The organism is Streptomyces sp. NBC_00057 (assembly GCF_045041165.1).
Taxonomy (GTDB): domain Bacteria; phylum Actinomycetota; class Actinomycetes; order Streptomycetales; family Streptomycetaceae; genus Streptomyces.
In genome coordinates this window covers 1,075,857-1,095,986 of sequence record NZ_CP108256.1, presented here as the reverse complement: position 1 = coordinate 1,095,986, position 20,130 = coordinate 1,075,857, and the positions used below count along the sequence as shown (strand labels likewise).

The following is a 20,130-nucleotide window of genomic DNA, read 5'->3' as shown; positions in this document are numbered from 1 at the left end:
CTCAGCCGTTGTCGGCGGCCTTGATGGCCTTGTCGATCAGCGGCAGGTAGCGGTCGATCACCCACGGCACGGTGAGCGGGTTGATGATCGAGGAGGCCGTGACGAAGGAGTTGTCCTTGCTGTAGACCACGGCGCCGCTCTTGACCGCGGGCATCGCCGCGTACAGCGGCTGAGCCTCGATCTCCTTGCGGGACTTGTCATCCATGTAGAAGGTGAAGAGCAGATCGCTGTCCTTCAGCTTCTCGGCGTTCTCCAGACCGATCAGCGCCGAGTCGGTGCCCTTCGTCTCCTTGAAGGTGTTCACCACCGGGTCGACGGTGAGGCCGAGCGAGGAGAGCATCTTGACGCGCTGCTCTTCGGGCTTGAACACGCCGAGGGTGCCGGGACCGGTGTTGTAGATGTACGAGAACTTGTAGTCCTTGTAGTTCGGCCGGGTCGCTGCCGCGTCGGACAGCTGCTTCTCGATCTTCGAGACGAGGCCCTTCGCCTCGTCCGTCTGTCCCAGCGCCTTGCCGATGATGTCGATCTGCTGGTCCCAGTCCGTGCTCCATGCCAGATCGGGGTAGGCGACGGTGGGGGCGATGTCCTTGAGGATGTCGTAGTCCTTCTGCGTGATCCCGGACCACGGCGCGAGGATGACATCCGGCTCCAGTTCGGTGATGGCCTCGAAGTCGATGTCCTCACCACCCGTGAACTGGGTCGGCAGCTTGTCGCCGGACTTCTTCACCGCCTCGTGGATCCAGGGCAGATAGCCGGTCTTGTCGCTGCCCCACTCGTACTTCTCCATGCCCACCGGGGTGTGGCCGAGCGCGATGGCGGTCTCGGCCGAGCCCTGGCCGAGGGTGACGATCCGTTCGGGCTGTTCCTTGATCTCGGCCGTGCCTAGCGCGCTCTTGATCGAGACGGGGAACGCTCCGCTGCTCTTCCCGGATGCGCCGGAGGTCTCCTTGCCGTCGTCGCTCGACGAACAACCACCGAGGACGAGAACGAGCGCTGCGGCGGTGGCAGTTGCGGCGAGCGTCCGGCGACGCACGCGGGTGAACCGGGACATGGATGTTCCTCATGGGTTGGTGGACGGAGCAGTCGGATCCCGCGCGGACTGCGAGGATTTAGGTAAGCCTAAGCTAAGTCAACTTCCGTCTACAGCCGGCCTCCGGCCAATCGGCGTCCGCCCTTGGTTCGGGCTCATTGGCGAAAGGTCTGGGCCGACCTGCGTTGGGTGCATCGTGGCGCGCGGATGTGTTTGTCAGGAGCATGTCAGTCAGTGCGCTGCAGGGCCGTTGAGCCGATCACAAGCCGGGGGGATCTGCCGAGGTGGACGGAACTGCCCTCCGGTCGGCCGCCGCGGGCGGCCGACCGGGTCGGTCGGTGCGTACTTCAGGAGCGGGGCTCGGAAGCGTCCAGCATGGCGTCGCGCTCCACGACCTTGATCCTCTCGCGTCCCTGCTCCGCGCCCAGGGCCTGCTCGTGCGCGTCCAGGCGGTACCAGCCCTCGCGGGTGGTGTAACGAACGCCGCGCTCCTCCAGGAAGGCGGTGACGGCCTCCGGCTCGGGCTGTGCCGGGGTGGCCAGCCGGCCGGTGGCGTGGTCGTCCAGGAGGCAGGCGACCGTCTCGTTGGCATCGCCCTTGGTGTGGCCGATCAGACCGATCGGGCCGCGCTTGATCCACCCCGTGACGTACACCGACGGCATGGGCTCCTCGCCGTCGACGACACGCCCTGCGGCGTGCGGGACGGTGCCGGAGGCCACGTCGAACGGGAGCTTCGGGAGCTCCTGCGAGTAGTAGCCGACCGCGCGGTAGACGCTCTGTACGTCCCAGTCGGTGAAGCGTCCGGTGCCCTTGACGTTCCCGGTGCCGTCCAGCTCGGTCCGCTCGGTGCGCAGACCGACGACCCGGCCGTCCTCGCCGAGGATCTCTGCCGGGGACTCGAAGAAGTGCAGGAACAGCTTGTGCGGCCGGTCGCCCACGTCGCGGATGGCCCAGTTCTCCAGCGTGGAAGCGACCATGTTGGCCTGCTTGTTGCCGCGCCGGGTCTCGATCGAGCCCGCGTCGTACTCGATGTCCTCGGGGTTGACGATGACCTCGATGTTCGGTGAGTGGTCCAGCTCCCGCAGCTCCATCGGGCTGAACTTGGCCTGCGCGGGACCGCGACGCCCGAAGACATGCACTTCCAGGGCCTTGTTGGCCTTGAGGCCCTCGTGGACGTTCGCGGGTATCTCGGTCGGCAGCAGTTCGTCCGCCGTCTTGGCGAGCATGCGTGCCACGTCCAGTGCCACATTGCCCACCCCGAGCACGGCGACCTTCTCCGCGTCCAGGGGCCAGGTGCGGGCCACATCGGGGTGTCCGTCGTACCAGGAGACGAAGTCGGCCGCGCCGTGGGAACCGTCCAGGGAGCCGCCGGGGATGTCGAGCGCGCGGTCCGCGTCGGCGCCGGTGGAGAAGATCACCGCGTCGTAGAAGGACCGCAGATCGTCCAGGTCGATGTCGGCGGGGTAGTCGACGTTGCCGAACAGTCGCAACTGCGGCTTGTCGAGCACCTGGTGCAGTGCCTGGACGATGCCCTTGATCCGCGGGTGGTCAGGGGCCACTCCGTAGCGGATCAGGCCGAAGGGGGCGGGCATCCGCTCGAACAGGTCGATCGAAACACCCGGGTCCTGGGCGGCCTCGGATTTCAGCAGCGCGTCCGCTGCGTAGATTCCGGCGGGGCCGGCTCCGACTATGGCGACGCGGACGGGGCGGGTCATGGAGTTGCAGGTCCTTAGAACGGGCTGAGCGGGCAGTGCGGCGCAGGGTAGAAGTAAGGATGGGCTTACCGTGCTCCACGGGACACGGTATCCGCTGCTGACCCGCGACCTCTGGGCGGGCGGCCCTCCGGGCGGTCGAGGGCGCTGCAGCCCGGTGCCCTGTGGGGGACGGGGAGGTGCTCCGACTGCGCGACACCGGATTCCCCGCCGGTGCGGGGTTCGCTCGAAGAATCGGACAAATAATGGCAGAGTGACCCACATGGATGATCGGGTAGCGGGTGCCCTGTCACTCCCGGACGACTGGCCCGCCCACCCGGATCTCAGCCTCGCCCTGAACCGTATGGGCAGCTTCGACTGGGACCTCGACAGTGGCCTGATGCACATGGACCGGCCCGCACTCGATGTGTTCGACCTGCGGGCCGAGGAATACGACGACCGGCCGGAGTCGCTCGCGCCGCGGGTGCCGCCGGACGAGGGTGTCCGGCTCGACGCGATGGTCGCGCAGGCCCTCAAGGGCGGGCAGAGAAATTACGGCGCGTATTTCAGGATCCTGAGGCGCGACGGCACTCTGCGCTGGACTCATACTCAGGGCTTCATCCAGCGCGACGAGACCGGCCGCCCCCGTCGCATCATCGGCATCGTCCGCGACGCCACCCAGGAGCTGGCCGACTCCACCGCCCGCCGCGAACTGGACATGGAGCGGCGGCGCCGCACCAGCCTGGTGGAAGGCACCACGGCCGCGCTGGCCCACGCCCGGACGGTCCGGGACGTCATCGACGTGCTGAAGAACTCGCAGGGCCTGGCGCATCTCGGTGCGACCAGCCTGGTCGTGGGCCTGATCGAGGCGGGACGTATCCATCTGGTGGCGGACGGCCCGGAGGGCTCCTTCGTGCCCGGCACCCGTTACACCCGGACGGACGAGCAGTACCCGATGAGCGAAGTGGTGACTACGCTCTCGCCCCGCTTCATCGAGTCCGCCACGGATTTCGCCACCTCGTACCCGATTCTGTGGCCCCACATCAGCCACCTCGGCATCACGTCCGCCGCCTATCTGCCGCTGATCGCCCAGGCCCGGCCCATCGGCGCACTCGGACTGCTCTACAGCGAGAAGGACGGCTTCACCGGCGACGAACGCAACCTGCTCGTCGCGCTCGGCAGCTCCATCGCCCAGAGTCTGCAGCGGGCCATGCTGTACGAGCAGGAGCACGATCTCGCCGAGGGCCTCCAGCAGGCCATGCTGCCGCGCCGGATCCCGGACGTGCCGGGCGCGCAGGTCGCCGTGCGGTACCGGTCGGCCCGGCTGGGTCGGGACATCGGGGGTGACTGGTACGACGTCATCCCGCTGCCCGGCGGCCGGGTCGGGGCCGTCATCGGGGACGTACAGGGCCATGACACGCATGCCGCGGCCGTCATGGGGCAGTTGCGCATCGTGCTGCGCGCCTACGCGGCGGAGGGGCACAGTCCCGCCACGGTGATGGCCCGGGCCTCCGTGTTCCTCCATGAGCTGGACACCGACCGCTTCGCGACCTGCTCCTACGCCGAGGCCGACCTGACGACGGGAGTGGTGCAGCTGGTCCGGGCCGGCCACGTCGATCCGCTGGTGCGCGACACCGACGGCAGCTGCCGCAGGCTGCTCGTGGAGGGCGGGCTGCCGCTGGGGCTGTCGGCCGAGTTCGGGCGGCTCGAGTACCCGGTCAGCACGGTCGAGCTGGACCCCGGTCAGACGCTGGTGCTGTTCACCGATGGTCTGGTGGAGCTGCCCGGAGCCGATCTCGACGAGGGCATGCAGTTGCTGACGTCCATGGTGCGCAACGGTCCGCAGGACCTCCAGAGGCTGGCCGACCAGCTCTGCGAGGAGGTCGACGAGCGTGGCGGCGAGGACGATGTCGCGGTCCTGCTGCTGCGCCGACAGGCCGCTCACGCACCCCGGCCGGGCGGTCGGCTCCAGCAGCATGTCGCACAGGGCGACCCGGAGGCGCTGAGCTCCGCGCGGCACATGATCCGTGCGGCGGTGCGGGCCTGGGGCGCCAGGACGCGGGCCGATGATGTAGAGCTGGCCGCCGACGAGCTGGTCACCAACGCGCTGATGCACACCGACGGCGGGGCGATCGTCACGATCCGGGTGCTCACCGGGCCCGAGCGGCGGCTGCGGGTCGACGTCGAGGACCGTTCCAGCGCGCTGCCCCGGCGCCGGGACGCGGGGCAGGCCGGGGTGTCCGGGCGAGGGCTGATGCTGGTGGACCGGCTGGCGGACCTGTGGGGTGTGGAGTCGCGGGGCAGCGGTAAGTGCGTGTGGTGCGAATTCGTCATTCCGGAACGCGAATGACGGCAATGTTGAGTACTACCCGACAGTAACAGAACGTAACATGTCTGTGCTTGACCGTAACCGACCGCGAACGATTGACTGCGACTCCGTCAGTCTTTGTCTTCGATGACATGAGGATCCGTTGGGCACTGAGCTACTGGCACCTCTCGATCTGGCCTTCTGGCACCTCGAATCCGATGCCCACCCCATGCACCTCGGCGCGCTCGCCGTCTTCTCCCCTCCGCCCGACCCGGCGCACGGCGCCGGCCCGGAGACCGTGCTGGAGCTGCTGGGCACCCGCGCTGCCGCGATTCCTCGGCTGCGGATGCGGGTCAGGGACGTGCTGCTGCCGGTCGGCGGTGCGGCCTGGTTCGTGGACAAGGACTTCGACGTGCACCGGCACATCGAGCGGGTGCAGCTGACCGAGGCCGAGTCGCGGGGCGAGGGCGGCGGATTCATGGCGGGCGCCACCCGGCTCGCCGGCGAACTGATGGAGCGGCCGCTCGAACGGGGTCTGCCGCCCTGGCAGATGTATGTGATCGGCGGTGCCGAGGGCGGGCCCTTCGCGGTGCTCGTCAAGCTCCATCACGCCCTCGCCGACGGAATGCGCGCGGTCGCCATCGGAGCCGGGATCTTCGACGAGATCGCCTCCGTCGCCGGACGCGCCCGCAGCGGTATGCCCGCCCGCCGGGCGCGCGCGGTCCAGCCCCGCTCCTGGATGCCGGGCCCGCGCCAGGTCGCCGGCCTCGCGCTGGGCCGGATCGAGGATCTCGGGCGGGCGTTCGGGGTCGGTGCCTCCATGGTGCGGGCCAGTCGCCTCGATCCGCGCGGCGCGCCCGCACTCACCGCGAGCTCCAGCGGCACCCGGCGGCTGGTCACCGCGGACCTGGACCTTGACGCCGTCCAGCGGATCCGGCGGGCGGCCGGAGGCACGACCAACGATGTCCTGCTCGCGGTCGTCGCCGGGGCGTTGCGCCGCTGGATGCTGGAGCGCGGCGAACCGCTGCCCGTCGAGGACCCGCGCGCCCTGGTGCCGGTCTCCCGCCGCAGACCGGGCCAGGCCGCCGCGAGCGGGAACAAGCTCTCCGCCTATCTGCTCGGGCTCCCCGTCTCCGAGCCCGACCCCTGGAAGCGGCTCCGTACCGTCCGCACGGCCATGGACCGCAACAAGGCTGCAGGGCCCTTCCGCGGCGCCGGCGCGGTGGCCGTACTCGCCGATCAACTGCCCTCGCTGGCCCACCGCTTCGGCGCACCGATCGCCGGGAACGCGGCCAGGATGCTCTTCGACGTCCTGGTCACCAGCGTGCCGCTGCCGCGTTCGGCGCTCTCGCTCGGCGGCTGCCCGCTGCGCGCCGTCTATCCGATGGCACCGCTGGCCCGCGGCCAGTCCCTGGCCATCGCCCTGTCCGCATACGGCGGCCGGGTGCGGGTCGGGTTGGTGGCCGACGGCAAGGCGCTGCCCGACCTGGAGCGGCTGGCGGGCTGCGCCGACGACGAGGTGGCGCAGCTGCTCGCCCTGCTGCCCGCTCGGTGAACGGCCTGCACCCCGATCGACCATAGATCGGACAGATTTCTGGGAATGTGCCGCGGTTCACGGTGTCTGAGGTGTTGACGTGCCCAAGTGATCCGATGAATATTCGCTGTGTGCAGGAAGTGATCAACGGGGAGGGCGGCGGAAGCATGCGGCGCAACAGGCTGGGAAGCAGCGCGGTCGAGATCACCGAGCTGTCCTTCGGAGCGGCTGCCATCGGCAATCTCTTCAGTGCCGTCGACCCCGCGCAGGCGGCGGCCGCCGTCGACGCCGCATGGGACGAGGGCGTCCGCTACTTCGACACCGCGCCGCACTACGGACTCGGCCTCTCCGAACGACGGCTCGGCGAGGCCCTGCGAGCCAGACCCCGCGACTCGTATGTGCTGTCCACCAAGGTGGGACGGGTGCTCGACCCGCTGCCCGCCGACACCGGTACGGCCTGCGAGAACATGTCCGACAGTCTCTCCGAGGGCTTCGCCGTACGGGCCACGCACCGCCGCCGCTGGGACTTCAGCGCCGAAGGCGTACGCCGCAGCATCGAGGACAGCCTGGAACGGCTCGGCCTCGATCGCCTCGACATCGCGTATCTGCACGACCCGGACGACCACGCGGAGACCGCGTTCCACGACGCGTACCCCGAACTGGAGAAGCTGCGTGCACAGGGTGTCATCGGCGCGATCGGCGCGGGCATGAACCAGACCGCGATGCTCACCCGCTTCGTACGCGACACCGATGTCGACGTCGTGCTCTGCGCGGGCCGATACACCCTCCTCGACCAGTCCGCCCTGACCGAACTGCTGCCCGAGGCGGCCGCCCGCGGCCGCAGCGTCGTCGTCGGTGGGGTCTTCAACTCCGGGCTGCTCGCCGACCCGCGCCCCGGTGCCACATACGACTACACGGCCGCGCCCCCGGCCTTCCTGGACCGGGCGCTGCGCATCAAGGCCGTCACCGAGGGCCACGGCGTCCCGCTGCGGGCCGCCGCCCTCCACTACCCGCTCGCGCACCCGGCCGTCGCCGGAGTGCTCGTCGGCACCCGCTCCCCGGACGAGGTGCGCGATGCCGCCGCCCTGCTCCGCCGCGAGATCCCGGACGCCCTCTGGGACGACCTGCGCGCCGAGGGCCTGCTGACCGAGGACGGACGCTGACATGAGAATCGCCCTGCACACCAAGGTCCGCGCCGACCGCATCGAGGAGTACGAGGCCGCGCACCGCGAAGTCCCCGCGGAGCTGACCACCGCGATCCGCGCAGCGGGCGCCACGTCCTGGACGATCTGGCGCAGCGGCACCGATCTCTTCCACGTCATCGACTGCGAGGACTACGCCGCACTCCTCGCCGAACTGGAGAAACTGCCCGTCAACGTCGCCTGGCAGGCGAGGATGGACGAGCTCCTCGACGTCGCGCACGACTACTCGTCGGACGGCGCCGAAGCCGGTCTCCCGGTCGCCTGGGAGCTGTGACATGACCGGTCAGCAACGGATCGTCGACGCCCACCACCATGTGTGGGATCTGTCGGTGCGCGACCAGGACTGGATCACCGGCGACGAACTCGCCCCGCTTCGGCGTACGTTCACCCTCGCCGACCTGGAGCCCGAGGCGCGCGCCGTCGGGGTGTGCGCCACCGTCCTCGTCCAGACCGTCACCGTCGCCGAGGAGACGCCCGAGTTCCTGGCCCTCGCCCACGACAACGGCCTCGTCGCGGGCGTCGTCGGCTGGTGCGACCTCACGGCGCCGGACGTCGCCGACACCCTTGCCGCGCTGCGTGAACTCCCCGGCGGCGACCGGCTCGTCGGTATCCGCCACCAGGTCCAGGGCGAACCCGACCCCCAATGGCTGCTGCGCCCCGACGTCCGGCGCGGACTGCGTGCCGTCGCCGACGCAGGGCTCGTCTACGACCTCGTCGTCCAGGCCCACCAACTGCCCGCCACCGTCGAGGCCGCCGCCCTGCTGCCCGGGCTGACCTTCGTACTCGACCACGCCGGCAAACCGCCCGTCGCCACCGGTGAACTGCGCCCCTGGGCCGACGACCTCCGGGCCCTCGCCGCCCGCCCCAACACCGTGTGCAAACTCTCCGGCCTGGTCACCGAAGCCGATGTGCACTCCTGGACCGTGAGTGATCTGCGCCCCTATGCCGACACCGTCCTGGACGCCTTCGGACCAGGCCGGCTGATGTTCGGCTCCGACTGGCCGGTGTGCCGGCTCGCCGCGACGTACGAGGAGGTCGTCGAAGCGGCACACACCCTGACCGACTCCCTCACCGAGGACGAGCGGGCTCGCGTCCTCGCCACCACGGCCGAGCGAGTGTACGGCCTCTGACAGACATCCGGGCGACGGCTTCGGCAGTCTGGAACCATGCCCGAACTGCCGGAAGCCGAAGCCCTGCGGGTCTTCCTCGACGACCACCTGGTCGGACAAGGAGATCGACCGCGTCCTGCCGCTCACCGTCAGCGTCCTCAAGACGTACGACCCACCGCTGACCGCCCTGCACGGTACACTCAGCGCGGAACCCTCGTGTACGCCCTAAACTCCGCCCCATGCTGCGCGTACTCGCCGTCGACGACGAAGAACCCGCCCTGGAGGAACTCCTCTACCTCCTGCGCGCCGATCCCCGCATCCGCAGCGCCGAGGGCGCCACCGGGGCCACCGAGGCGCTGCGCCGCATCGGCAGCGCCGTCGAGGCGGGCCCCGGCGACCCGTCCGCCATCGACGTCGTCTTCCTCGACATCCACATGGCGGGCCTCACCGGCCTCGACGTCGCCCAGCTGCTGGCCGGATTCGCCGCGCCCCCGCTCATCGTCTTCGTCACCGCACACGAGGGCTTCGCCGTCCATGCCTTCGACCTGAAAGCCGTCGACTACGTCCTCAAGCCGGTCCGTCGCGAACGTCTCGCCGAAGCGGTACGACGCGTGGCCGAACAGGTCGGCGACCGCTCCGCACCCGCACTCGACACCGCGAACGACCAGATACCGGTGGAACTCGGCGGAGTGATCCGGTTCATTCCGATCGACGACATCGCCTACGCCGAGGCCCAGGGCGACTACGCCCGGCTGCACACCGACAACGGCAGCCACCTCGTCCGCGTCCCCCTCACCACCCTGGAGGAACGCTGGCGCTCGCGCGGCTTCGTACGCATCCACCGCCGCCATCTCGTCGCGCTGGGGCGGATCGATGAACTCCGACTCGACGCGGGCAGCATGAGCGTGCGCATCGGCACTGCGGAGCTCGCCGTGAGCCGTCGCCACGCCCGAGCTGTGCGCGATCTGCTGATGCGCCAGACCGGCCGCTGACCAGGCCCTGCCCGGGCTCGAACCCCTTCCCACGACCGTCCGGTGCTGCGTACACTCCGGGCCCATGTCCGCAGAGTCAACGCCCCGGCGTGAAGTGGTGACGGGGGAGCCCCGGCGGGTGCGCCCGCTGCCGCGCTACCGCACCCAGTCGGAGATCGACGAGCAGACCGCACTCGGCGGTGCCTACGTCCGTTCGCTGATGCGCAGCCAACTGCGGGCCGGACTCACCGCGTTCACCGTCCTCGCCGTCGTCGTCGGCACACTGCCGCTCGTGTTCGAAGCCCTGCACAGTGCCGCGCTCGTCTGGGGCGTCCTGGGGTTCGCCGCCTATCCGCCACTGACCCTGGCCGCTTGGTGGTATGTGCGACGGGCCGAGCGCAATGAACGCGACTTCGCCCGGCTCGTGGAAGGCCGCCCCGCACCGTGAGCCGTACGTACGCGGTGGCGGCCGTCGCCGTCGTCGTCGTCGCGACCGTCCTCGTCGGTGGTTTCGGACTGCGCATCTCCCGTACCACCTCCGACTTCTACGTCGCCTCACGCACCGTACGGCCCCGGCTCAACGCCGCAGCGATCAGCGGCGAATACCTCTCCGCCGCCTCCTTCCTCGGCATCGCCGGCCTGGTGCTCGTGCACGGCCCGGACATGCTCTGGTACCCGGTCGGATACACCGCGGGCTATCTGGTGCTGCTGGTGTTCGTCGCCGCACCGCTGCGCCGCTCGGGGGCGTACACCCTGCCCGACTTCGCCGAGGGGCGGCTGGAATCGCGGCAGGTGCGCAGGCTGGTGAGCGTCTTCGTCGTCGCGGCGGGCTGGCTCTATCTCGTACCGCAACTCCAGGGCGCGGGGCTGACGCTCAAGATCCTGACCGGGGCGCCCGGCTGGCTCGGCGATGTGCTCGTGGCCTCCGTCGTCGTCATCGCCGTCGCTGCGGGCGGCATGCGTTCCATCACCTTCGTACAGGTCTTCCAGTACTGGCTGAAGCTGACCGCACTCCTCGTCCCCGCGATCTTCCTGGTCCTCGCCTGGCAGGGCGACGGGCAGCCCCGCGTCCACTTCGACGAGCAGCTTTCCGTGTTCCGCGCCGACCATCCGCTGTACGCCACCTACGGGCTGATCGTCGCGACCTTCCTCGGCACCATGGGCCTCCCGCATGTCGTCGTCCGCTTCTACACCAGCCCCAACGGCCGCGACGCCAGACGCACGACGGTCGCTGTCCTCGCCCTCATCGGCCTGTTCTATCTGCTGCCGCCGGTCTACGGTGCACTGGGCAGGCTGTACGCCCCCGAGCTGATCCACGGCGGGGACGCGGACGCCGCCGTGCTGCTGCTGCCCGAACGCGTCATCGGCGGGCTCGGTGGGGACCTGCTCGGCGCGCTCATCGCGGGCGGCGCCTTCGCCGCATTCCTGTCGACCGCGTCCGGCCTCACGATGGCCGTCGCCGGGGTCATCACCCAGGACGTGCTCCCGTCGCGCGGGGTACGGCACTTCCGGCTGGCCACCGTCCTCGCCATGTGCGTACCGCTGGCCGGTTCGCTGATGGTGAGCCGGGTGCCGGTGGCCGACTCGGTGGGGATGGCCTTCGCCGTCTCCGCGTCCTCCTTCTGCCCGCTGCTGGTCCTCGGCATCTGGTGGCGGCGACTCACCCCGCCCGGCGCGATCGCCGGGCTGCTGCTCGGCGGCGGCTCCGCGTTCCTGTCCGTCGCCGTCACCGTCAGCGGCACGGTACGCCCGCCCGGCTGGCCGCACGCCCTGCTCGCCTGGCCCGCTGTCTGGTCGGTGCCGGTCGGCTTCCTTGTCATGGTCCTGGTGTCCCTCGCCACGCCCGGCCGCATACCTCCCGGGACGAACGCCGCCATGACCCGTTTCCACCTGCCGGAAGCGCTGTGAGGGCCCGGCAGCGGGCTTCGCGGCGTCGAGGGTCCGGGGCACGCACCTCGCGGCGTTGTCGTCAATCACCAACGCTCCTTCCCCAAGCTCTCAGCTGCGTTCGAGCAGGGGAGACCCCATCTGCCTCAATCCTCCGCCTTGCGATGCACGCACCCCAGCCCCGCTCCTTCACCCGCGCTGCCCACTGCCGGGCCCTCCTGACCTCGGGGAGACACCGATGACCGGGGCCGGCTACGCCGTACTCGTCCTGCTCGTCCTCCTGCTGCTCGGCGCGGGCTTCCTGCTCGGCCGCCGCACCGCCCGCCCGGTCCGTACCAGCGACGTCGGAACCCCCGTCGAGCACGCCACCTTCGAGACCCTGCACACCGCCTCGCTCGCCGCGCCCCCACTGCGCGCCGGACTCACCGAGGAGAGCGCCCGTAAATCCGCCCGCGGGCTCCGCTCCCTGCTCGGCACCGACGCCCTCTGCCTCACCGACCGTGACCGGGTGCTCGTCTGGGACGGCGAGGGCGAACACCACGGCCGGCACGTCATGGACCAGGTGCAGGGCCTCCTCGCCAGCGGCCGGGACACCGCCTTCCACAGCGACTGCGACGACCTCGACTGCCCATTGCGCTGGGCCGTCGCCGTGCCGCTCACCGTCGACCACCGGGTCCTCGGCACCCTCATCGCCTACGCCCCGCGCGAATCCGCGGTGCTGGCGAGAGCGGCCGGAGAGGTGGCCCGCTGGGTCTGCGTACAGCTGGAACTCGCCGAACTCGACCGCTCCCGCACCCAGCTCATCGAGGCAGAGATCAGGGCGCTGCGGGCCCAGATCTCCCCGCACTTCATCTTCAACTCACTGGCCGCCATTGCCTCGTTCGTCCGCACCGACCCAGAGCAGGCCCGTGAACTCCTGCTGGAATTCGCCGACTTCACCCGCTACTCGTTCCGCAGTCACGGCGACTTCACCACCCTCGCCGACGAACTCCACTCCATCGACCAGTACCTGGCACTGGTACGGGCCCGCTTCGGAGAACGGCTTGCGGTCACCCTCCAGGTCGCCCCCGAAGTGCTGCCCGTCGCTCTGCCGTTCCTCTGCCTCCAGCCCCTGGTCGAGAACGCCGTCAAACACGGCCTCGAAGGAGCCGTCACCCTTCCCCGGGCTCCCGACTCCGTTCGAGCAGGGGAGACCCCGACCCGCATCACCATCCGCGCACTCGACGCCGGTTCGGAGGCCGAGGTCGTCATCGAGGACGACGGCACCGGCATGGATCCGGAACGCCTGCGCCACATCCTGCGCGGCGAGGGCGGCAAGTCGACCGGAATCGGGCTGCTCAACGTCGACGAACGGTTGCGCCAGGTGTACGGGGACGACTACGGACTCGTCATCGAGACGGGCATCGGCGCCGGGATGAAGGTCACGGTACGGCTGCCGAAGTACCGTGCGGGGGTGCACGGTTCCTGACCACCCGGTGGGGCGGCGATCAGTGCAGATGGATCGCCAGATGCCCCAGCGGCAGCCCCAGCTGCCAGGCCGGCGTCCACACCTGGGCCGCCTCCTCCGCCTCCGCCCCGCCGCTCATCGGTTCCCAGGGCGGCGGACCGATCGTATCGAGGTCGGCCGCGAGCAGTTCGGTCTCCTCCAGCCACCGCCAGGCCGCGCGGGCCAGCGCCAGATCTGGATCCGCGTCGCCGGGCGCGAGCCCCGGGGCCGCCTCAAGTGCGTCGAGCCGCTCACAGACCCAGCCGCGCCAGGCCGCCCCGTACGCCGTCAACAGCCGCAGCTCGTCCATCCGGGCCGCGGGCAGGGCATCGGGCACCCCGCCGTCGGAGAGGAAGACGGTGAGCGCGAGCGCGTCCCACCCCGCGCGGTACTCCAGCGTGGACGGCTCCATCAGATCGCCGGTCCGCAGCAGCTCGTCGGCGATGTACTCGGCGTACATCCAGGCCATCGGGACCAGCAGCCCGCCCCCACTGGTTCCATCCTGACGTTCCGGGCGCATCCCGTCTCGCCTCTTTCTCTTCTCGGCACCGGGCTTCACGGAGCATTGAACCGGGGGAACGCGCCCTACGTGGCCAGAAAGACAGGATCCGTCACGACCGGATCCGTCCACGACACGAGGATGCGATGACCGCCGATCACGGAGAGGACCCGCACGTGCGGCAGTCGCTCGGCGCCTATGTTCTCGATGCGCTCACGGCCGGCGAGACCCGAACGGTCTCCCGCCATCTGCAGTCGTGCGACCGCTGCGCCGCCGACTACATGGAGGTCGCGGAGGCCGTGTCGCTGCTCGCCCTGATCACCGTGGAGGATCTGCTGGAGTAGCCCGGCAGGTTACGGGAGAGCTGACGCAGCGCGTAATGGGACCGGGACTTGACCGTGCCCGCCGGAATACCGAGAGTCCGGGCCGTCTCGCCCACGCTCAGCCCGCGGAAATATATCTGGACGAGGACCGCACGGTGTTCCGGGCTGAGGGTGCGTACCGCATCGCGTACGTCGAGGGCCGAGACCGTGGACTCGGCGGTGTCCTCCCCGCCCGCGGCGGCCTCCAGCGCGATGTCACTGACCTCGGTCGGCCGGGCCTGCCTGGAGCGGCGCGCATCGATCGCGAGGCGCCGGGCCACGGTGAAGAGCCAGGGCCGCATCGAGTCGTACGGAGCGTCGAAGGCCTCCGGGTTCTGCCAGGCCCGCACCAGCGTCTCCTGGAGCAGATCCTCGGCCCGCTGCCGGTCGCCGAAGGTCAGCCCGAGCAGGAAAGCGAGAACGGCGGGGCCGTGGTCCCGCTGGAGATCCGCCAGGGCCCGCTCATCGGTCGTCGTGGTGGTCATCGTGAACGCCCTTCCCCGCAGTGGCCCCTTGCCGCTTCGCTGCCGACTGGCGTATACGAACGCATCGGGGCGCCGAGGAACAGGCGACGGGCGGCTCCGTGCGACGAGCGGTCGCACAGTGCGGCGAATGGTGCGGTGAACGGTCGGGCGGCGGTCGACCGGGTGTTCTCACAGGCGATGGATCAACCCGTACCTGTACCCGCCCCCGTACCCGTCTCCGGTGTCTTGGCCATCTCCGACTTCCGGTACGAGTAACCGAAATAGATCACCAGACCGATCAGGAACCACACCGCGAACCGTACCCACGTCTGCCACTGCAGAAAGGTGATCAGCCAGATCGAGAACACCACACCCAGGGCCGGTACGAACGGCATGCCGGGCGTGCGGAACGTACGCGGCAGATCGGGCTGCTTGTAACGCAGAACGATCACCGCGACGCACACCACCACGAACGCCAGCAGAATGCCGATGTTCGTCAGCTCGGCAGCCTCGCCGATCGGCAGGAACCCGGCGATCACGGCCGAGGCCGCGCCGACGATCCAGGTCACCCGGGTCGGTACGTGCCGGGTCGGGTGGGTCTTGGCGAACCACTTCGGCAGCAGCCCGTCGCGGCTCATCGAGAACCACACCCGGGTCACGCCGAGCATGAAGGTGAACATCACCGTGAGGATGCCGATGATCGCGCCCACCGCGATCACATCGGCGAGTCCGCTGAGCCCCACCGACTTGAAGGCCGTGGAGAATCCGGACTCCGGGTCGATGTCCTTGTAGCTCTGCATCCCCGTCAGCACCAGACAAGCCGCCACATAGAGCACCATGGAGATCCCGAGGGAGTACAGGATCGCCTTCGGCATGTGCCGTTGGGCGTCCTTGGACTCCTCGGCCGCCGTCGACATGGCGTCGTACCCGAACACCGCGAAGAACACCGTGGCCGCACCGGTGAAGGCACCGCTCACCCCGAACGGGAAGAACGGGTTGTAGTTGGCGGTGTTGATGTGGAACACGCCGACGCCGATGACCAGCAGGACGACCAGGACCTTCAGGACCACCACGACCGTTTCAAAGCGGGCCGCGTTCTTGATGCCGAGGGTCAGAAGGTACGCCACGAGCAGGCAGAGCAGCGCGGCGAACAGGTCGACCCGATGGCCCGACCCGGTGCCGGGCGCGCCGAGCATCCACTTCGGCAGTTCGAGCCCCATCTCCCCGAGCAGAAAGCTGAAGTAGCCGGAGATGCCGATCGCGACCACGGCCACGATCGCCGTGTACTCCAGCAGCAGGTCCCAGCCGATGAACCAGCCCACCAGCTCGCCGAGTACCGCGTATCCGTAGGTGTAGGCGGAGCCGGCCTTCGGAATCAGGCCGGCGAACTCCGCGTAGCTGAAAGCGGCCGCCGCGCTCGCCACACCCGCGATCAGGAAGGAGATCAGGACCGCGGGCCCGGCGGTGCCGTTCGCCACCGTGCCGGCGAGGGTGAAGATACCCGCGCCGATGATGCCGCCCACGCCGATCGCTGTGAGCTGCCACAACCCGAGCGTTCTGGTGAGCTGAGTGGTGGCGTCCCCCGCCGGCCGCTTCTCGTCGATCTGCTCGATCGGCTTGCGGCGCAGTACACCCTCGCCCACTCGGAGCTTTGCCATGAGTCACCTCTCCGCTGACGGCTGTCCCTGACGGGCGCTCATGATGGCCCAGGTGAGTCCGGTGCGACAGACGGCGTGCCGTCCGACTGAGGCGAGGATTCCGCGACGGTTACGGCACCACCGTGACGGGCCAACGGCCCGCCTTCACCAGCCGGATCGCCACCGATCCGATGAACCGGTGCCCGGCCGACTCAGACGCCCCGACCACGACGGCATCGGCCTTCAGCTCGTCCGCCGCTGTGACGAGCCCGTTGTAGGGATCACCGCGGAAGGTGTGGAACTCCCAGCGCACATCCCATATGTCCTTCATCCGCTCCGTCGCCTCGCGGATTTCGTTCACCAGCCCCTCCGCGACCTCTCCGGTCGTATCGGTGACCGGTGCACCGAGCGCGGCCCCCGCGGGCAGCACGGGCTGGACATAGACGAGGGCGAGCATGGCCCCCTGACGACGGGCGAGTCCCGCCGCGTACGCCGCGGCATGCATGGAGGAATCGGACCCGTCGAGGCCTGCGACGATGACTCTCGGGCCGTCTGTGCCACGTTCGAACTGGTGGGGCTGTCGGTCTGTCACGGCAGTGAGGCTATCCGGTCCCGGCACCGACCCCGGCCCGGGCTGCGGCAACGTCCCGGAGAGGACCGCCGTTGGGTACTTCTGGGACTGCCCGATGGAGGCCTACCGACGTGGCGGCGGCCGGCCGGGGAGGGCCCAGGGAGAAGTCCGCGCCGTTCTGCATCAATGCCAGACCGGTGAGCAGCACCAGGGCAAGGGCGCCCCACGGCGAGTGTCTGGTCCGTTCGACGCGCCAGTTGTCCCGGCCCATGATTCTCCCTTCGTCGCGACGCTTGGAACGCTAAGCGCGGGACGGCCGGGCGGCGATCAGTGAAGGGCGAACGGGTGATGCCGGCCCGATACGCCCGTCGCCCCGAGTCCTGCAAGAGGACTCGGGGCGACGGGCGTATCGGGCCGCACTGCCCTGCTCTCAGTGCGGGCGGCTCTCCTTGCGCTCACGTACGACATAGATGGTGCCAGTGGCCGTGACCACCGCCAGCGCCGTTCCGGCGGTGATCTCCGCGGCGTTCATCCTGTCGACGCTGCCGCCGAGTCCGCCCTGTACACCGGCCGGCGAGACCGGGGTACTCGTGGCGGGTGCGTCGGAGGCCGCACGGACCGTGAGTCCGGCCTTCGCCGTGGAGCCGGGTGACGTATTACAGATGAACGTCACCTCGTGGGCGACCCCAGGTTCTGCGTCCCAGTCGACCGTGGCCGCGACGGCCGCACCCCTGGGAATGGTGACTGTGTCGAACACTCCGGAGCCGGCTGTGGCGGTTGTAGAGCACCCCCGGGCGGCCAGGATGACCTGGCTCCCCGGCGCGATCACCGACGGAGTGACGGTGTATCCGGTCGCGGAGGACGCGCCTCCCGACATCGCGGCGCATGCGGTTGCAGCCGGAGCGGTCAGGGCGAGAGCGGCGGCGCCGAGCAGGGCGACGGGTGCGGCACCTATTGCGCGCATGGGTCAATCCTCCGGGTCCCCGAGGAGCAGTTGCGGAACGGATTTCCACATGGCGTCAGAAATGCACCTCGACGCGCCAAACGCTAGAAGTTGCGCATTTTGCTCGCGATCGGAGTGCGCCGCCCGGGGCACCTGTTTCCCCCGAGCGGCGCACCGTCGGCATTTCGGCGGACCGCTATCCGCCCGCCGCGCCGGGGAACAGATCGAGGAACGGCGCCGCGGTGGCCGAAATGCCCCGGCCGAAGGGGGAGTCGAAGTCCCAGATCAGGAAGAGGAGAAAGGCGATCAGGACGCTGAAGAGGCCGGCCAGCAGCAGTTCACGGAAGGTTCTGCGGATCTGCAGCGTGAAGATCAGCCCGACGGTCACCAGTGCCCCGATGATCAGGCCGAACCAGACCACGCCCGGCATGGTCGCACCGGCACTCTGTCCGCGTGCGCTGCGTGCGTCGTCGGCTGCGGCGACCTGATCGACCAGTGGCTGATATGCCTGGCCCTCGTGATCGTTCCTCGGGCGGTAGTCGGTGACATCGGTGCGCACTTTGCCGAGGAGCCGGGTCCCCTCGTCGGTGAGAGAGCCGTGTTCGGTCATCGTCCGCCACTCGTCGTGGACGACGTGCCGGACGTAGGAGTCGACATCGGCGCGGATGCGCGTACGCACCTCGGCCGGGTAGACGGCGGAGCGGACGTTCACCTCGTGCAGGGCCTGGGCCTCCTGGCGTACGTACTCCTGGGCGGCGCTGCGGCCCTCCCAGACGCCCGCGATGGCGAGGCCCAGCACGATCGCGTAGACCACGCCGATCATCATCGTCATGTACTCGATGACGTCAGGGGTCTCGGACGGGTCGTCATCGTCTCCGATCCGGCGGTTGTTGAGTACGGCGATGGTCAGGACGACGGCGCTCGCCGCGACCATGGCGAGGGTGAGAACAAGCCATTCCGACATGGGTTCCTCCGGAGGTCATCGGGAGCGGGGACGCAGCACGGCGACGGCGAACACCGCGGGGGCCGTGATCAGCAGGGTGAGGGTGACCAGGGAGGTGCCGCGCCGCGGGACCTTGCGCGGCGGCTTGCGGTAGGCGGGGAGCGCCACGGGCCGGGGCGCGGGGTGCGTGGGGCGTACTGAGGGTGAGGGTGAAGGAGGCGGTTGCACGGGCTCCGGCTCCGGTCGTGGTGGTGCGGGGGGCGGTGGTGGGGGAGGGGGCGGTGGAGGCGGAGGCGGAGGTGGAGGCGGAGGTGGAGGAAGCGGGGGCGGGGGCGGGGGTGGAGGTGCGGGCGGCGGAGTCGGCTTGGGTGTCGGGCCCGCGTGACAGTGACCGTTGCCCGACACGACGACCGCCGAACTCCCGCCGCCCTCCCCGATGGAGGCGTACGCGCAGCTGTCCGCCGCCGCGGGTGCCGGGGCGGTCAGCAGCCAGAGAAGTGCGACGGCTGCCGTGAGTCGTCCTATGAGTGATCCGTACACGACGGGGAGCATGTTCCGGCCGGTCGCGGCGCACGCCGGGGGCGGACCGGATTCCCCTGATGGTGGGGACATGTGGCGCCGGGTGTTTGCGGCTCAGGGAAATTCTGTGAACGCGTTGAACAAGGAGGGGCCGCCCGTACCCAAGGCCATGGATGACGCGAAGAAGCGTCACAACTCTCTTTGTATGAGCGGGAGTTGACATGAACACCTGGTGGAACGCCTCGCTCGCAGTGGCGGCGGCGGCCCTGTTGGCGCTGACGGCATGCGGTCAGGAAGAGGGAACCGAGACCCCCAACGGGCAGAACGTGGGCAACGCCGACCCGGCCGGATGGAAGACGGGAAGTGGCTACGGATCGGACAGCGGCTACGGCTCCGACGGCAAGAAGGCCGCGGTGAACGCCGACAGCCCGGCCGACGTCGAACCGGTCGAACTCGCGGGGTTTTCGGTTCGCAGAGATCCGAAACTCGGGGACATCATCGTGGACAAGCGCGGCATGACGGTCTATCGGTTCAAGAAGGACGTCGCGTGGCCGATGAAGTCGGCCTGCACAGGTGCCTGCCTCTCGAAGTGGCCGGTCGTCGCCCCATTGGCAAAGAAAGGCGTCAAAGGCGTCACGACCAAGGGTTTTGTCACCTTCAATCGACCTGACGGAATCAAGCGACAAGCCATCGACTGCTGGCCGGTCCATACCTTCTCCGGCGATGTGGAGCCCGGAGGCGCCAACGGCCAGGGCGTCGGGGGTACATGGTACGCGGTGTCCCCCGACGTAAACTGGTGGGCACCCCCAAGTAGCACGCCAGTGCCTCTCCGGGGCCGGTCCGTCGTCGGATGTCACACGCAGCGACGGACCGGTTGCACATGCCACTGGTGTGTGACCAATAACGGACGGCTAATTTCCGTTTCCGCTCGCTCTCCTGGCGGTCGATCAGTAGCCTCTGGTCAACACTGACCA

Annotated in this window: 19 protein-coding genes and 2 pseudogenes; 12 read left to right on the top strand and 9 right to left on the bottom strand. The window is 69.5% G+C overall.

Annotated features, from left to right (window positions below; translation table 11 throughout):
* Position 1 precedes the first annotated feature (1 nt).
* Together OG953_RS05510 and OG953_RS05505 are read right to left on the bottom strand one after the other, a co-directional pair.
* Entirely contained in the window at positions 2-1,051 is a 1,050-nt protein-coding gene (locus tag OG953_RS05510) for an iron-siderophore ABC transporter substrate-binding protein (protein ID WP_405682809.1), read from the bottom strand.
* A 326-nt stretch (positions 1,052-1,377) separates the two neighbouring features.
* Positions 1,378-2,745: an FAD-dependent oxidoreductase gene (locus OG953_RS05505; RefSeq protein ID WP_405682808.1), complete on the bottom strand. Its 1,368-nt coding sequence runs from the start codon at positions 2,743-2,745 to the stop codon at positions 1,378-1,380.
* A gap of 259 nt (positions 2,746-3,004) precedes the next feature.
* On the opposite strand from OG953_RS05505, the gene OG953_RS05500 reads away from it, so the two are divergent.
* The 10 genes and pseudogenes from OG953_RS05500 (at position 3,005) to OG953_RS05455 (ending at position 13,200) form a co-directional block, all read left to right on the top strand.
* Positions 3,005-5,071: a SpoIIE family protein phosphatase gene (locus tag OG953_RS05500; protein WP_405682806.1), complete on the top strand. Its 2,067-nt coding sequence runs from the start codon at positions 3,005-3,007 to the stop codon at positions 5,069-5,071.
* A 121-nt stretch (positions 5,072-5,192) separates the two neighbouring features.
* Complete coding sequence (locus OG953_RS05495; RefSeq protein ID WP_405682805.1) at positions 5,193-6,584, top strand: wax ester/triacylglycerol synthase family O-acyltransferase; 1,392 nt, start codon at positions 5,193-5,195, stop codon at positions 6,582-6,584.
* A gap of 146 nt (positions 6,585-6,730) precedes the next feature.
* Positions 6,731-7,726 (top strand): aldo/keto reductase, encoded by a 996-nt coding sequence (locus tag OG953_RS05490; protein ID WP_405682803.1) that lies wholly within the window; start codon positions 6,731-6,733, stop codon positions 7,724-7,726.
* A gap of 1 nt (position 7,727) precedes the next feature.
* Complete coding sequence (locus OG953_RS05485; protein ID WP_383974877.1) at positions 7,728-8,039, top strand: L-rhamnose mutarotase; 312 nt, start codon at positions 7,728-7,730, stop codon at positions 8,037-8,039.
* A 1-nt stretch (position 8,040) separates the two neighbouring features.
* Complete coding sequence (locus tag OG953_RS05480) at positions 8,041-8,895, top strand: amidohydrolase family protein (RefSeq protein ID WP_405682802.1); 855 nt, start codon at positions 8,041-8,043, stop codon at positions 8,893-8,895.
* 36 nt (positions 8,896-8,931) lie between these two features.
* Positions 8,932-9,076, top strand: a pseudogene (locus tag OG953_RS05475) (Fpg/Nei family DNA glycosylase); the annotation flags it as partial.
* 37 nt (positions 9,077-9,113) lie between these two features.
* The gene (locus OG953_RS05470; RefSeq protein ID WP_405682800.1) at positions 9,114-9,866 is read left to right on the top strand and encodes a LytR/AlgR family response regulator transcription factor; all 753 of its coding nucleotides are present in this window, start codon (positions 9,114-9,116) and stop codon (positions 9,864-9,866) included.
* A gap of 64 nt (positions 9,867-9,930) precedes the next feature.
* The gene (locus OG953_RS05465) at positions 9,931-10,293 is read left to right on the top strand and encodes a hypothetical protein (protein WP_405682799.1); all 363 of its coding nucleotides are present in this window, start codon (positions 9,931-9,933) and stop codon (positions 10,291-10,293) included.
* Positions 10,290-11,753 (top strand): cation acetate symporter, encoded by a 1,464-nt coding sequence (locus OG953_RS05460; protein WP_405682798.1) that lies wholly within the window; start codon positions 10,290-10,292, stop codon positions 11,751-11,753. Before OG953_RS05465 ends, OG953_RS05460 begins: the two co-directional genes overlap by 4 nt.
* A 217-nt stretch (positions 11,754-11,970) precedes the next feature.
* Entirely contained in the window at positions 11,971-13,200 is a 1,230-nt protein-coding gene (locus OG953_RS05455; RefSeq protein ID WP_405682796.1) for a sensor histidine kinase, read from the top strand.
* A gap of 19 nt (positions 13,201-13,219) precedes the next feature.
* Here the strand turns inward: OG953_RS05455 and OG953_RS05450 are convergent, their stop codons facing one another.
* On the bottom strand, positions 13,220-13,738 hold the full coding sequence (locus OG953_RS05450; RefSeq protein ID WP_405682795.1) for a hypothetical protein: 519 nt from the start codon (positions 13,736-13,738) through the stop codon (positions 13,220-13,222).
* A gap of 125 nt (positions 13,739-13,863) precedes the next feature.
* Between OG953_RS05450 and OG953_RS05445 the strand changes: the two genes are divergently transcribed.
* Entirely contained in the window at positions 13,864-14,061 is a 198-nt protein-coding gene (locus OG953_RS05445; protein WP_405682793.1) for a zf-HC2 domain-containing protein, read from the top strand.
* Here the strand turns inward: OG953_RS05445 and OG953_RS05440 are convergent.
* The 6 genes from OG953_RS05440 to OG953_RS05415 form a co-directional block, all read right to left on the bottom strand.
* On the bottom strand, positions 13,995-14,564 hold the full coding sequence (locus OG953_RS05440; protein WP_405682792.1) for a sigma-70 family RNA polymerase sigma factor: 570 nt from the start codon (positions 14,562-14,564) through the stop codon (positions 13,995-13,997). The genes OG953_RS05445 and OG953_RS05440 overlap by 67 nt on opposite strands.
* Positions 14,565-14,746: 182 nt before the next feature.
* The gene (locus OG953_RS05435; RefSeq protein WP_405682791.1) at positions 14,747-16,201 is read right to left on the bottom strand and encodes an amino acid permease; all 1,455 of its coding nucleotides are present in this window, start codon (positions 16,199-16,201) and stop codon (positions 14,747-14,749) included.
* Positions 16,202-16,310: 109 nt separating this feature from the next.
* Positions 16,311-16,772 carry a universal stress protein gene (locus OG953_RS05430; RefSeq protein ID WP_405682790.1) on the bottom strand — a complete coding sequence of 154 codons (462 nt, stop codon included), beginning with the start codon at positions 16,770-16,772 and terminating at the stop codon, positions 16,311-16,313.
* A gap of 409 nt (positions 16,773-17,181) precedes the next feature.
* Positions 17,182-17,715 carry a hypothetical protein gene (locus OG953_RS05425; protein ID WP_405682788.1) on the bottom strand — a complete coding sequence of 178 codons (534 nt, stop codon included), beginning with the start codon at positions 17,713-17,715 and terminating at the stop codon, positions 17,182-17,184.
* 175 nt (positions 17,716-17,890) lie between these two features.
* Positions 17,891-18,658, bottom strand: coding sequence for a hypothetical protein (locus OG953_RS05420; protein WP_405682786.1), 768 nt, complete (start codon positions 18,656-18,658; stop codon positions 17,891-17,893).
* 15 nt (positions 18,659-18,673) lie between these two features.
* On the bottom strand, positions 18,674-18,805 hold the full coding sequence (locus OG953_RS05415; protein WP_376036430.1) for a hypothetical protein: 132 nt from the start codon (positions 18,803-18,805) through the stop codon (positions 18,674-18,676).
* Between the two features lie 572 nt (positions 18,806-19,377).
* On the opposite strand from OG953_RS05415, the pseudogene OG953_RS05410 reads away from it, so the two are divergent.
* Positions 19,378-19,970, top strand: a pseudogene (locus tag OG953_RS05410) (hypothetical protein).
* Positions 19,971-20,130 lie beyond the last annotated feature (160 nt).